We start from the raw sequence: 12,676 nt of genomic DNA on the forward strand, positions 1-12,676 counted from the left end.
GCGTACCAGGGCGCACACTCGACGGTCTACAGTCGCTCCTCGAGCAGCTCCACCGCGCCGAGGTCTTCGACCGCCGTCGTCGTGAGAATCATTGCCGCGCGCGCGATCTCGATCGGCTGCCATTGCGATCCCACCGCTGCGGTCGAGACCGCCGCGATCCAGGAGTACACCGAGAACAACCGGTACTGATCGGCGGCCGTGCGCTCGTCGAGTGCGCACCCACGCTCGGCCAGTGCGGATCGGTAGCGCGACAGGAGGGCGTCCTGCTCGGCTCGGCGGACCTCGGTGGGCAGCGAATTGCACAGGAAGTACGCGACATCCCGCATCCCGGGTCCACGGCCGACGACCGCCCAGTCGTAGAAGCCGGTGCGTCCGTCGTCGACGAACAGGTTGCCGCTGTGGGTGTCACCGTGAATCAGCGTCAGCTCGCCTTCGCCGAACAGCCCGACGATGTCGCCCGACCGCTCGATGTACAGCTGCGCCAGGCGCCGGAATGCCGGCCCCATCTCGTCGCCGAACTGGTCGAGCGCCAGCCGGATGAAGTGTGTGCGCCGCGCGGCGGTCTTGGGGTCGTCGGGCTTGCGCCGCATACCTTCCGGTGTTGCCAGCCAAGGGATCTCGCGGCCCCGGTACGTCGCGTGCAGGACGGCCATCTCGGTCATCGCTGACCGGGCGACATCGAGGATGCCGTCGTCGTCCGGACTGGGAAACCGGCACCCGGCTGCTTCGAGGTCTTCGAGCACCATGACGAACGAGCCGTCATCCCCGTCGTAGGCGGCGTGCCAGACCCGTGGAATCCGCACCGGCAGTTCACTTCCGAGGTTGGCGTACAGACGTGCCTCGGCCACACCGAGCCCGACCTGGCGCAGGAAGGTCCGTTGCTCGGGGGCGAAGGGCTGCAGTTTGACGAACAGTGTCTGGGGCAGGGCGTCGCTCTGCAGCCGTACGCGGGCTCGGCCGGTGGTGCCGGAATGGGCGTCGAGTACGTCGACCGCGGCCACCGATTCACCGAGCGCCCGGCTGAACCACGACGCCGTCAGATCGCCGACGTCGGCGGGGATGGTCAGGGCACCGGTGCTCATCGGGAGAAAGTTAGCGCATCGAACACAGATCGGACAATCCCCGACTATTGTCCGATCTATGGCACGAGGGCGCGGAGCAGGTACTGCTCGACGAAGCGGCGTTTGGCGTCCGCCGGCCGGTGCCGCCAGGTGGGCGCGACCAGGAACAACGCCGTCGTGTGCAGCCAGCGGGCGGTCTCTCGCGGGTCCAGGTCGGCATGCAGCTGTCCATCGCCCTGCCAGCGCTCGAACAGCGGGCCGTAGTGCCGCAGGATCACATCCACGATCTGCTCGGAGCCGATCTCGAGCGCGGTCGTCAGCGCCGTGCTCTCCCCGGACATCAACGCCTCGTTCAGTGGATCGCCGACCACCGATTGGACCGGAGCCAGCACCAGTTCCTGAAGCGACGCTGTGGCGTCCTCGGGTCGTTGCAGCGCGCCGACATGGTCGGCCAGCGCGCTGTCGATCCGCTGGAGCAGTAGCGCCAGCAGGAGGTCGTCGCGCGACGCGAAGTAGCGGTACACCGTGGAGCGGACCACCCCGGCCTCTTCAGCGACCTCGGCCATCCGGATCTGAGTGTTGCCACGGCGCACGATGCAGCGGCTCGCGGATTCGAGCAAGCGCTGCCGGGCCTCGCCGTCATCGAGCAGCGCCCGGTCGCCGCCCCACCGACGAGTCATTGTCCCCATCCGGCAGATGGTACGGCCCAGCGCAAGGAAGGTAAATCAGTGTCAATCAAGGACATCGGCCCGCTGTTGGGCGCCGACGAGGGACTCAATCACCAGATCGTCGACACGTTCGCGACGCTGTCGCAGGCGGACCTGGCCTGGACCGAGAAGATCTGGGCGTCGATCGCCCGCACCGATGGTTCACTTCAGCTGGACTTCGGGCTCGGCAAGTACCAGAACCGCGGCATCATCGACGGATTCGCCGGAGTCTCCCGTGGGCGCGAACAATGGACGGTGCGGGGTAGCCGCGAATTGCGATCCGCTCCAGAAGCACTCGGTGTGGGCCCGATTCACCTCGAAATCGTCGAACCGTTGCGCCAGATGCGGTTTCGGCTCGAACCCAACGACGTGCAACCGATCTCGTTCGATGTCGTGCTCTCCGGCGTGACGCCGCCGTTCTTCGAGGAACGCAACCTGGTGCGCAACCGGAACACCGGCCGCGTGGACGTCGACGTCATCCGCTACCACCAGGGCGGGTGGGCGACGGGCACCGTCACCGTCGACGGGGTGACCCACGAGATCCGGCCCGACGAATGGTTCGGCATGCGTGACCACTCATGGGGCGTCCGGCAGGCAATCGGCTCACCGTCGGACGACCTTATCCCGTCGCCCAAGCCACCCGCCGGCGTCCGGGGCGGGATGAAGTGGTCGCCGGCGTTCTTCCAACGGCCGGACGGAACCTACTACGAGACGGCAATTTTCATCGTCGAAGGTCCGTGGGAGTACAGCTCCGCCTACCTCAACGACGCCGACGGCACCCAGGCCCGAGTTCGCCGGGTGGTCCCGAAGATCAACTACGACACCAGAACGCGCTTCGTCACGGGTGGCGAACTGTTGATGACGATGGAATCCGGTGCGGAGCGTGTCATCGAAGTCGAGGCGCTCGGCGAGTCGGGGTTCTTCCTCAAGACCGGAGGATACGGCCCCTGGAAGGACCACAAGCACGGCTCGTGGAAGGGGCCGATGCACGTGGACGGTGAATACATCGCGGACTGCTGGTCCGACGAGAATCTGCGCCTGCTGGGCCAATTCCGCGACACTCCGATCCGGGTTCGCGACGGCGATGCCGTCGGCTACGGAATCATGGAGAGCCTTATCGGCGGGGTGTGGCCAGAGTTGGGCCTGACCGCCGAATCCGATCACAAGGTCTCCTACAACTGATGACGAGCGCGATCCCCGACCTGGCCGAGCGGCTGACGTCGTGGCTGTGCACCCAGATCCCCGGCGACGTTCGTGTCGAGGGACTCGACCGCGTCGACTTCGGCCACTCGGCCGAGATGCTGACCTTCACGATCGTGGCCGCCGAAACCACCGACGTGGTGCTGCGGCTGCGGCCGCGACCGCCGGCGCTGCTGGAACCGTACGATCTGCCGCGCCAGTTCCGGATTTTGTCGGCGCTGTCCGGCACCGCGGTTCGCGCACCGAAGGTGTTGTGGCTGGAGGACTCCGGCGACGTACTCGGCCGTCCCTTCCTCGTCATGGGACGGGTGCCCGGCGATGTCTACGAGATGCAGGCGCCCGAGCGCGTCACCGACGCCGGGATCCGAAGGATGTGCGAAGGCATGGCCGAGCAGCTCGCCGCGGTGCACACCGTCGACCTGGCGGCCGCCGGGCTGGAGTGGCTGGGCGACGGGTGCGATCATCTCGACCGCGAGATCGCGCACTGGGCCGACGAGATGCACCGGGTGCAGCGCGGTCCGCTACCCGCGCTGGAGCGCCTGCTCGCGGAGCTACGGGCCGGCAAGCCCGAGCAATATCCGACCGTCACGCTGGTGCACGGCGATGCGAAGCCTGGCAACTTCGCATTCGTCGGCGATGAGGTCAGCGCGCTGTTCGACTGGGAACTCACCGATATCGGCGACCCCCTGACCGACGTCGGCTGGATGGAACTGCTGTGGATGCAGCCGGTCGGGATCACCAGCCACCCCGCGGCGATCGGCATCGACGAATTCCTGGCGCATTACCAGGCCGCCAGCGGGATCATCCCGCGCAACCGGCCGTGGTATCGGGCGCTGAACGCCTTCAAGATGGCGGTGATCTGCCTGATCGGGTCGATGCTCTACGACAGCGGGGCGAGCGACGACGAGCGGTTCGTGCTCAACGCGCACGGTATCTCGCCGCTCACCCAGCTCGGGCTGGCCGAGCTCGGTGTCACCGAGAAGCTCGACGACGGCCCGGTGCTGCCTAGCCGCCGAGCATGACCAGCCCGCCGTCCACGGCGAGCAGCTGACCGGTGATGAAGTGCGAACCCTCACCGGCCAGGAAGACCAGCACCGGGCCGAGGTCGCGGTCGGGATCGCCGAGCGCGCCGCCCAGCGGGATGGTGGCCTTGATCTGCTGATCGATGAACGGCGCCGCGTCAGGGCCGAGGAATTCGCGCAACCGGTCCGCGCCCCGGGTCTGCATCGCCGGCGCCAGCGCATTGACCGTCACGTTGTCGGACGCCCAGGCCTTGGCCGCCGAGCGGGTCCAGGCCGCCACCGCACCCTTGGTCGCGGCGTATACCGCCGAGATCGGACTGCCCATCACCGCCTCGGCCGAACCGAAGTTGATGATGCGGCCACCCGATTGGAGCATCACCGCGTGCGCGGCCTGGTTGGTCAGGATCGTGGTCTTGATGTTGGTGGCGAGCAGGAAGTCGATGTCGTCGGCGCTGATGCTCCCGGGGACGCCCTGTTGCCAGAGCCCAGCCGCATTGACCAGCACGTCCACTCCGCCCATGGCCGCCACCGCGGTGTCGACCATCGCCTCGACCGAGGCCGCATCCCGGGCGTCGCACTGAACCCAGGTCGCCTCTGACTCGCCGGTCGGCTCGGTCTGGTGATAGGTGGCGACTACCTGAGCGCCCGCACCGGACAGCGCCCGCACCGCTGCCGCGCCCAGACCGCTGGCAGCACCGGTGACCACTGCACGGCGCCCTTGCAGAGGGTGGCTCATGACGGTCACGCTAAGGTGCCGGCCCACCACTGTCAACAGTCGAATATTCGAAAAGCATTGTGCGCGACGGGGGCTCAGAGCTGCGGCAGAACCTCGCCGGCGAGCAACTCCAACGACGCATCCGAGGCCCGGTCGTGGGTGAACAGCACCACCTGGCCGAAGCCCATCTCGCGCAGCTGACCGAGCCGATCGACGATCGCCTGCGGTGTACCGATCAGCCCACCGTCGTGCAGACCGAATCCGGGTCCGCCGAACCGCTTTTCGGCCAATCGCCGGACGTCGGCAAGGGCGGCTTCGTCAGCAGCGATCGCCAGCACGGCCTCCACCGACATCACGATGGTCGCCGGGTCACGTCCGATGTCCTCGCAGAGCGCGCGCAGCACCGCCAGCTTGTGCTCCATCTCGCCGAGCGCGTAGGTGGGCACGTTCCACACGTCGGCGTACCGGGCCACCAACGGCAGCGTGTACTTCTCCCCGGAACCGCCGACCACGAGCGGCGGTCGCGGTTGTTGCGCGGGCCCCGGCCGAATGGGCATGTCGCGGATCGTGTAATGCTTTCCGGCGAAGTCGATCCGTTGCTCGGCGAACGCCTGGGTCAGGATCTGAAGCGTTTCCCGTAGCCGCTCCGACCGCTCCGCGAACGAGCCCCAGTCCAATCCGAGCCGCTGGTGCTCGTCCTCGATCGAGCCGCTGCCGATGCCCAACTCCAGCCGGCCGCCGCTGATCTGATCCAGCGTCGTCGCCATCTTGGCCAGCACGGCCGGGTGCCGGAACTGGTTGCACAACACCATATGTCCGACGCGCAGCCGGTCGGTCCTGCTGAGCACGGCAGTAGCCAGCGTCCACGCTTCCAGCGAGTCGATGCCCGGGACGCCGGGACCGTACATGTGGTCGTAGAGCCACAACGAACCGATGCCGAGTTCCTCGCATCGCTGCGCGCGGTGCAGCACCTCGGCGAAGCTGAAGCCCATCTGCGGGACGTAGATCCCGATGTCGAGGGGAACGGTCACTGCTTGATGCCGACGGCGTGGCGCAGCTGCGCCAGAAACTGGTCGGCGTCGTCACTGCGGACCACATAGTGCGACACGGCGATCCGAATTGCGGTGGCCGCCTTGATCTCGGCGTTCGGCCCGCTCAACAACCGCTCCAGCCGCGACCGCATGAGCGGCAGGATCCGCGACAGCTGAGCGAGTACGACCTCGGGCTCGATGTCGATGAGCCGTACACCGGAGTAGGTCTGCTGATAAGAGACGATGAACTGCAGTGCGGCGTCCAGCTTGTCGGTGCCGCGCAGCCCTGCCGTGGCGCGGCTGATACCGGTGTCGAACATCTCGCGCTCGTAGGCGCCGAACGCATCGAGCAACTCGGTCTTGGAAGCGAACCAGCGGTAGAGCGTGGGCCGGGAGACGCCGGCCTGCAGAGCGACCTCCGAGAGGCTGAGCTTGGTCTGGCCGTTCCGCGCCATCACCTCGGCGGTCGCGTTGAGGATGCGGCGCCGCGAGGAGGACTCGTCCTCGTCGGGTATCGCGGTACTGCCTGCCGGCGCCTGGCTCACGTGTACAGGATTACAGGTCTGGGCCTGGGTGTCACGCGGACTTCACACATCAGAGACCGAAAACACTGTCTTTACAAATTCTGGGCAAAGTGTCACGCTGGGCACGTGTCCGGGGACCAACGTGAGTACAGCCCTCACGACATCACGTCGCGGCAATTCTGGGGCCAGCCCTTCGACGTCCGCGACCAGACCTTCGCCGCATTGCGGGCGACCGACGGGCTTACCTGGCACGAGCCGTTTCCGTCCCTGTTCCCGATGGAAGAGCCTGGCTACTGGGCACTGACCCGCCGGGCCGATATCGTCCACGCCAGCCTGCACCCGGAGCTGTTCAGCTCGGCCGAGGGCATCGCGCTGGACCCGATGCCCGCCGACATCCAGCGAATCGCGACGTTCTTCCTGATGATGGACCCGCCCCAGCACACTAGGTATCGCAGACTGATCAGTTCGGCGTTCACCCCGCGCCACGTCGCCCAGATCGACGAACAGGTGAGCAAGAACGCCGCCACCGTGGTGGACGAACTTGTCGGAGCCGGCGAGGTGGACTTCGTCGCCGCGTGCTCGGCGCGGCTACCGATGATGACTATCTCCGAAATGCTCGGGGTGCCCAACTCCGATCGCGAGGCCGTGGCCAAGGCCGCCGAGAAGCTCTTTTCCATGAGCGACGACGAGTACGCCACCATCGAGGAGCGGGCCGAGGCGACCGTCAACGAGATGTTCCTGCTCGCCGGTACCGGAATCGAGCTGGCCAAGTTCCGCCGCCGCCACCCCGGCGACGATCTGATGACCAGCATCGTCAACGTCGAGATCGACGGCCACCGGCTCACCGACGAGGAGATCGGGGCGTTCCTGATCCTGCTCGCGTCGGCAGGCAACGACACCACCAAACAGACCACGACGCACGCCATGTTGGCCCTGGCCGCGAACCCTGAGCAGCGTGCCTGGCTGATGGCCGACTTCGACGGCCGGATCGGCCCTGCGGTGGAGGAGTTCATCCGCTGGGCCACCCCGGTGCTGCAGTTCGCCCGGGTGGTCAAGGAAGACACCGAACTGGCCGGCCAGCAGCTGGGGGCCGGGGACAAGGTCGGGCTGTTCTACTGCTCGGCCAACCGGGACGAAGAAGCCTTCGACCACCCGGAGAAGTTCGACCTGGGGCGTACGCCCAACCCGCACCTCGGCTTCGGCGGTGGTGGCCCGCACTTCTGCCTCGGCAACCAGCTCGCCCGCACCGAACTGCGGAATCTGTTCCGCGAGCTGCTGTTCCGGGTCGACGTCGAGCTGGGTGAGCCCGACTACCTGCTGAGCAGTTTCGTGCACGGGATCAAGCGGCTCCCGGCGTTCGTCCGGTGAGCTCGGGGCAGTTCATGCGCATTGAAGTAGATCTCGGCAAGTGCACCGGGCACGGAATCTGCGAGACCATCGCCGAGGATGTGTTCGAAGTCGACGACGACGGCAGCGTCCGCATCCACGGTGACGAACGTCCGGAGTCGGACCGGGTGCGGATGCAGCAGGCGGTCACCCAATGTCCTGCTGCGGCACTGAGCTTGGTCGAGGACTGATCGGTGAAGAAGTTCTTCAGCCACACCCTGCTGTACTTGCACGAGACGATCTCGCTGGGCTCCGAACGCAGTGAGGCGTTCACCGAGCAGTTCACCAGCATCTACCACCCGATGATGGAAGACCTTGGGGCGCGGCTGTTCTCGATCTGGGAGACCACGCCCTACAACGGTCACTGGCCACAGGTCACGATCATCTGGGAGATCGACGCCTTCGCCGACTACGCCCGCATCGGGAAGGCGCAGGCCCCCGGCGGCAGCCACCGAGAGGCGTTCGTGCGGTGGTCCGACTACCTCGCCGGAGTCGGCGCATCGGGGGAGGGCCGGATCATGTACGCCGGTCGCAGCAACCGCACGCTTGCCGAGCTGAAGGACGCGAAATTCGGTGCCGGACTGGTGATCCAGGAGATCATGCAGACCAAACCCGGCCGCCAGGACGACTACATCCGTGAGCTGGAACGCCTGTATGTCCCGTGGTCGGAGTCGACGGGCAAGCGCTGGCTGGGGTCGTTCATCACCACGTTCCGCTTCAACGAGGTCATCCACTACTGGGCGCTCGACGGCGACTGGGACTGCTTCGAGAATCACTACCCGTCGTGGAAGGACAGCCCGCCGGCCGAGATCGTCACCTGGATGAGCGTCGCTCCGGCCCTGCGCGACGGCTGGGAGGACTCCATCCTGCAGGCTCTACCGCCGTCCCCGCTCCGATAATGGTTGTGATGCAAGACTTTTCGTATAGCCCGTTCGATCCGGCGGTGATGGCCGACCCGCGGCCGTTCTACCAAACGCTGCGTGATCATCACCCGGTGTACTACGTCGACGAACTCGACACCTACGCATTGTCCCGGTTCGACGACGTCTGGCAAGTGCTCGCCGTCAATGACGGCACCTTCGTCGCATCCGAAGGGACACTGCCTGCCGCCGCGGTGCTGGCGCATCGCAACGACGGGCCGGTCGCCGACCCGCCGTTGCACCCGTTGCCGTTTCACGCCAACTTCGATGCCCCGCTCTACGACGACGTGCGGCGGTGCACGGCGAGCCAGTTTCGGCCGAAATCGGTCAGTGGCTGGCAGGACCGCATCCGCGAGCTGGCCAACCAACGCCTCGACGAACTGCTGCCCCGCGGCGCATTCGACCTCACCCAGGAGTACGGCGGTATCGTCGCGGCCTCGGTGGTGTGCGAATTGGTCGGTTTGCCAACCGATTCGGCCGCCGACGTGCTGGGCACCGTCAACGCGGGCAGCCTGGCGGAGCCCGGCAGCGGAGTCGAGGTCGCCAACGCCAGGCCCGGCTACCTGGAGTACCTGATTCCGATCGTGCAGCAGGTGCGGGCGGGCACGTTCGCCGGTCCGCTGCCGATCGTCGAGAACCTACTGGCCTACCGGTTGCCCGACGGGTCGGCACTGACCGACAGTGAAGTGGCCGTCCAGATGCTGGGTGTCTTCATCGGCGGCACGGAGACCGTGCCGAAGATCGTCGCCCACGGATTGTGGGAGCTGAGCCGCAACCCCGAGCAACTGGCGGCGGTGCGGGCGGACCCGGCGGCCAATGTTCCGGTGGTCCGTGAGGAGATCATCCGCTACTGCGCGCCGGCGCAGTGGTTTGCCCGAACGGTACGCAAGCCCTTCACCATTCACGAAACTACGATCCAGCCGGGTCAGCGGATCATCACGCTTCTGGCCTCGGCCAACCGCGACGAGCGGGAGTTTCCCGAGCCGGAGACGTTCATCTGGAACCGACCGATCCAGCGGTCACTCGCGTTCGGCCGCGGTCAGCATTTCTGCCTGGGCTATCACTTGGCGCGGCTGGAGATCGCGGTGATGTTGCAGGAATGGCTGCGCCGTGTCCCTGACTATCGCATCCTCGACGACGAGGCGCACCGGCCACCGTCGAGTTTTCAGTGGGGCTGGAACAACATCCCGGTTCAGGTATAGCTCAGCCGACTGTCGCGGGCATGGACTCCCAGCCACGCACTGTCGACGTCGGGCTGAGTTCGGCTTCGGTGAGGTCGACGTCCCATTCCGGAAACCGGTCGAGAATCTCGTCGAGCGCAATCCGGCCCTCCAGCCTGGCGAGCGCATTGCCGAGGCAGAAGTGGGTGCCGAGGCCGAATCCCAGGTGTTGGTGCTGTGGTCGATGCACGTTGAAGCATTCACTGTCCGGACCGAACGTCCGCGGATCGCGGTTGGCTGCACCGATCAAGAGCATCATCGGGCTGCCGGCAGGCACCTTCTGCCCGTAGTACTCAAGGTCGCGGGTGACGTACCGGCTGATGTGGGGCGCGGGCGGCTCCCAGCGCACCAGCTCTTCGACGGCTGCGGGCAGCAGCGTCCGGTCGTTGACGAGGTCACGGCGCTGGTCGGGATGCTCGGCGAGCACCTTGCCCGCCCAGCCGATCAGCCGCGTCGTTGTCTCCGCACCCGCGGTCGCGATCACCTGTAGGTATAGCAGCAGCTCGTCGCGCCGCAAGCGTCGCACGGTGCCGGTCTCGTCGGCGAACTCGGCGGTCAGCAGATCGGTCATGATGTCGTCGGACGGATGTTCGGTGCGCCAGTCGATGAACTCGGCGAACACCTCGCCGGTGGCGATGGTCCCGTTCGGGTTCTCCGTCATCGGGCGCCCGCGCTCGGTCCGCAGAGTCGAATCGCCATGATCCACAACGTGTTGCTGCTCTTCTTCGGGAATGCCGAGCAGCATGCCGATCACCCGCATCGGCATCTGCGCGCCCAGATCCTTGACGAAGTCGAAGCGTCCGGCGCCGACCAGAGGATCCAGACAGCGGGCGGTGAACTCCCGGATCCGGGGCTCGAGATCGGCGACCTTGCGCGGGGTGAAGATCCGGGACAGCAGCTTTCGGTGAATATTGTGGATCGGCGGGTCCTCGAAGATCAGCGTGCCCGACGGAATCTCCATGCCGGACTTGATGATCTCCAGGATCGCGCCCCTGGCGGAACTGAACGTCTCGTGGTCGTGGAGTGCGGCGTCGACATCGGCATACCGGCTCAGGGCGTAGAACTCGTGCACGGCGTTGTAGTAGAGCGGGGCGGTTTCCCTGATCTTGGCGAACGTGGGATAGGGGTCGGCATTGAGCGCGACGTCGTAGGGGTCGTAGGCGAGGGTGTCCGTCATGTGCTGCGCCTTCCAAGAAACTCCAGGATGCTGGGCGCTGCCTGCACCCAGGTGTCGAACAGGTTGAACCGCGGGGACTTTCCCTGCGCCATGGCTTCCGACGCCCGCTCCCAGGCGTCCTCCGGCCAGGGTGGGTCGATCAGCTCGGATCCGCTGATCAGGCACTGAACTTCCAGGGATGTGCGTTTGGGGTGGTTGAGGTCGTTCTCCCCGCCGCGGATGATCAGGGTCGGGACGGCGAGATCGGTGAAGAGAGTGTCGTCGACGCCGGGGATGGTCTGCCCCGGCTTGGTGATGAACGCGCCCAGCCAGCGCAACATGATGTTTCCGAACTCGTCGGCGGTGAAGGCCAGCAGCCGGTCCCGGTTGGCCGGATTGGCCGCGATGCACTCTCGCCAGTCCTTGACATCCAGCACGCCGGCCATGCCCCGACCACGTACGGCGAGGATGCTGGGCATGGCGTAGACGTGACCGAGGACGAACGTGCCGAAGATCCCGCCGACGATGTTCCACAGCACCAGCCGGGTCACCTGCTTCGGATAGCGGATCGCGGTCACCATGGAATCGCGGGCCCCGCCCGATCCGCCGGCGAGGATGCACGGACCGATGCCCAGTGCGGTGATCAGCTCGTTGAGGACGGCCGCCCGCATATGCGACTCGGACTCGCCGAACAGCTGAATGTCGGACTTCCCGCAGTTCGGCCGGTCCCACAGCAGCACCCGGTAGCCACCGTCGGCCAGAGCCTCGGCCAGCGGGCGCAGCCCGGGGATGTCCTTGCTGAACCGACCGCCAGGGGTCAGGACGATGAAATCACCTGCGGATCCGATGATTTCATAGACAACGTTGCCTCCGCAGACCTCGACGGTCTGCTCTCCCGAGTGGTCGAGCTGAGGTGAACTCATCATCGATTGCGATGGTGACACAACCGGCGGCGCGGAGCGGCCGGTATCTAAATAAATTCCTTGATTTACTTTGACCTGTGGTGTTCACTTACAACGGTGAGCCCCGCCAAAGACCAGCGCACTGACCGATCGTCTGTCACGCGCGACGCGCTGCTGGTGGCCGCCGAGCGCCTCTTCGCCGAGCACGGCATGCATGCGGTGTCGAACCGCCAGATCAGTGAGGCCGCCGGGCAGGGCAACAACGCGGCCGCCTGCTATCACTTCGGTTCCCGTGCCGATCTGCTGCGCGCGATCGAGGCCAGGCACCGCGTCGCCATCGACGAGATCCGGATGCGCAAGTTGACCGAGATCTCCGGGACCAAGGAATTGCGGGACTGGATCGGGGTCCTGGTCTATCCCTTCACCGAACATCTCGAGGCACTCGGCACGCCCACGTCGTATGCGCGTTTCGCAGCCCAGGCGATGGCCGACCCTACCTATCGGGATCTGGTGGTCGCCGGCGCGTTGACATCGGAGCTGATGCTCAAGACGGTCCGCGGCATCAACCGGTGCCTCCCGGAACGACCGAAACGGGTGCGTCTGGGCCGCTGGATGATGGCTTCGAATCTGCTCATGCATACCTGCGCCGAAATCGAGGGTGAGCTGGCGGTCGGCAAGCCCTCGGTCAGTTCGAACTGGTCGGTGGTCGCCGAGGAGTTGATCACCGCACTCGTCGGACTGTGGGAAGCGCCGCCGGCTCGGCTCGACAGTGCCGCCTCGACGCGGCCGGACCGCGATGTGGACGCCTCGATTACCGTCTGACCACCGATCC

The 12,676-nt window shown here is 66.3% G+C and carries 14 protein-coding genes; 7 read left to right on the forward strand and 7 right to left on the reverse strand.

Features of this window, described 5'->3' with window-relative positions:
- Positions 1-26 precede the first annotated feature (26 nt).
- Complete coding sequence (locus tag HPC46_RS03240) at positions 27-1,082, reverse strand: phosphotransferase (protein ID WP_179466761.1); 1,056 nt, start codon at positions 1,080-1,082, stop codon at positions 27-29.
- Between the two features lie 56 nt (positions 1,083-1,138).
- Complete coding sequence (locus tag HPC46_RS03245; protein ID WP_233716172.1) at positions 1,139-1,750, reverse strand: TetR/AcrR family transcriptional regulator; 612 nt, start codon at positions 1,748-1,750, stop codon at positions 1,139-1,141.
- Between the two features lie 39 nt (positions 1,751-1,789).
- Here HPC46_RS03245 and HPC46_RS03250 point away from each other — a divergent pair, with 39 nt between their 5' ends.
- Both HPC46_RS03250 and HPC46_RS03255 read left to right on the forward strand, forming a co-directional pair.
- Positions 1,790-2,950: an Rv3169 family protein gene (locus HPC46_RS03250; protein ID WP_179466762.1), complete on the forward strand. Its 1,161-nt coding sequence runs from the start codon at positions 1,790-1,792 to the stop codon at positions 2,948-2,950.
- Positions 2,950-3,990 (forward strand): phosphotransferase family protein, encoded by a 1,041-nt coding sequence (locus HPC46_RS03255; protein WP_179466763.1) that lies wholly within the window; start codon positions 2,950-2,952, stop codon positions 3,988-3,990. Before HPC46_RS03250 ends, HPC46_RS03255 begins: the two co-directional genes overlap by 1 nt.
- On the opposite strand, the gene HPC46_RS03260 is transcribed toward HPC46_RS03255, so the two are convergent.
- From HPC46_RS03260 to HPC46_RS03270, 3 genes are all read right to left on the reverse strand, one after another.
- Complete coding sequence (locus tag HPC46_RS03260; protein WP_179466764.1) at positions 3,974-4,726, reverse strand: SDR family NAD(P)-dependent oxidoreductase; 753 nt, start codon at positions 4,724-4,726, stop codon at positions 3,974-3,976. The two genes, HPC46_RS03255 and HPC46_RS03260, sit on opposite strands and share 17 nt — an antisense overlap.
- 74 nt (positions 4,727-4,800) lie before the next feature.
- Positions 4,801-5,697, reverse strand: a complete 897-nt coding sequence (locus HPC46_RS03265; protein WP_218893679.1) for an LLM class flavin-dependent oxidoreductase — start codon at positions 5,695-5,697, stop codon at positions 4,801-4,803.
- Positions 5,698-5,732: 35 nt separating this feature from the next.
- The gene (locus tag HPC46_RS03270; protein WP_179466766.1) at positions 5,733-6,281 is read right to left on the reverse strand and encodes a TetR/AcrR family transcriptional regulator; all 549 of its coding nucleotides are present in this window, start codon (positions 6,279-6,281) and stop codon (positions 5,733-5,735) included.
- 105 nt (positions 6,282-6,386) lie between these two features.
- Here HPC46_RS03270 and HPC46_RS03275 point away from each other — a divergent pair, with 105 nt between their 5' ends.
- Genes HPC46_RS03275 through HPC46_RS03290 form a run of 4 tightly spaced genes read left to right on the forward strand, consistent with a single transcriptional unit; the run spans position 6,387 to position 9,768 of the window.
- On the forward strand, positions 6,387-7,628 hold the full coding sequence (locus HPC46_RS03275; RefSeq protein WP_179466767.1) for a cytochrome P450: 1,242 nt from the start codon (positions 6,387-6,389) through the stop codon (positions 7,626-7,628).
- Between the two features lie 14 nt (positions 7,629-7,642).
- A complete protein-coding gene (locus tag HPC46_RS03280; RefSeq protein WP_179466768.1) occupies positions 7,643-7,837 on the forward strand; it encodes a ferredoxin in 195 nt (64 codons plus the stop codon).
- Positions 7,838-7,840: 3 nt separating this feature from the next.
- Positions 7,841-8,545 (forward strand): NIPSNAP family protein, encoded by a 705-nt coding sequence (locus HPC46_RS03285; protein WP_179466769.1) that lies wholly within the window; start codon positions 7,841-7,843, stop codon positions 8,543-8,545.
- Positions 8,545-9,768 (forward strand): cytochrome P450, encoded by a 1,224-nt coding sequence (locus HPC46_RS03290; protein WP_179466770.1) that lies wholly within the window; start codon positions 8,545-8,547, stop codon positions 9,766-9,768. Before HPC46_RS03285 ends, HPC46_RS03290 begins: the two co-directional genes overlap by 1 nt.
- A 1-nt stretch (position 9,769) precedes the next feature.
- Here the strand turns inward: HPC46_RS03290 and HPC46_RS03295 are convergent, their stop codons facing one another.
- Both HPC46_RS03295 and HPC46_RS03300 read right to left on the reverse strand, forming a co-directional pair.
- Positions 9,770-10,963: a cytochrome P450 gene (locus HPC46_RS03295; protein WP_179466771.1), complete on the reverse strand. Its 1,194-nt coding sequence runs from the start codon at positions 10,961-10,963 to the stop codon at positions 9,770-9,772.
- Entirely contained in the window at positions 10,960-11,865 is a 906-nt protein-coding gene (locus HPC46_RS03300) for an alpha/beta fold hydrolase (protein WP_179466887.1), read from the reverse strand. Before HPC46_RS03300 ends, HPC46_RS03295 begins: the two co-directional genes overlap by 4 nt.
- Positions 11,866-11,961: 96 nt before the next feature.
- On the opposite strand from HPC46_RS03300, the gene HPC46_RS03305 reads away from it, so the two are divergent.
- Entirely contained in the window at positions 11,962-12,666 is a 705-nt protein-coding gene (locus HPC46_RS03305) for a TetR/AcrR family transcriptional regulator (protein WP_325096549.1), read from the forward strand.
- The last annotated feature ends 10 nt before the right edge of the window (positions 12,667-12,676 follow it).

Origin of the sequence: Mycolicibacterium vinylchloridicum, assembly GCF_013404075.1 — a bacterium.
GTDB lineage: Bacteria > Actinomycetota > Actinomycetes > Mycobacteriales > Mycobacteriaceae > Mycobacterium > Mycobacterium vinylchloridicum.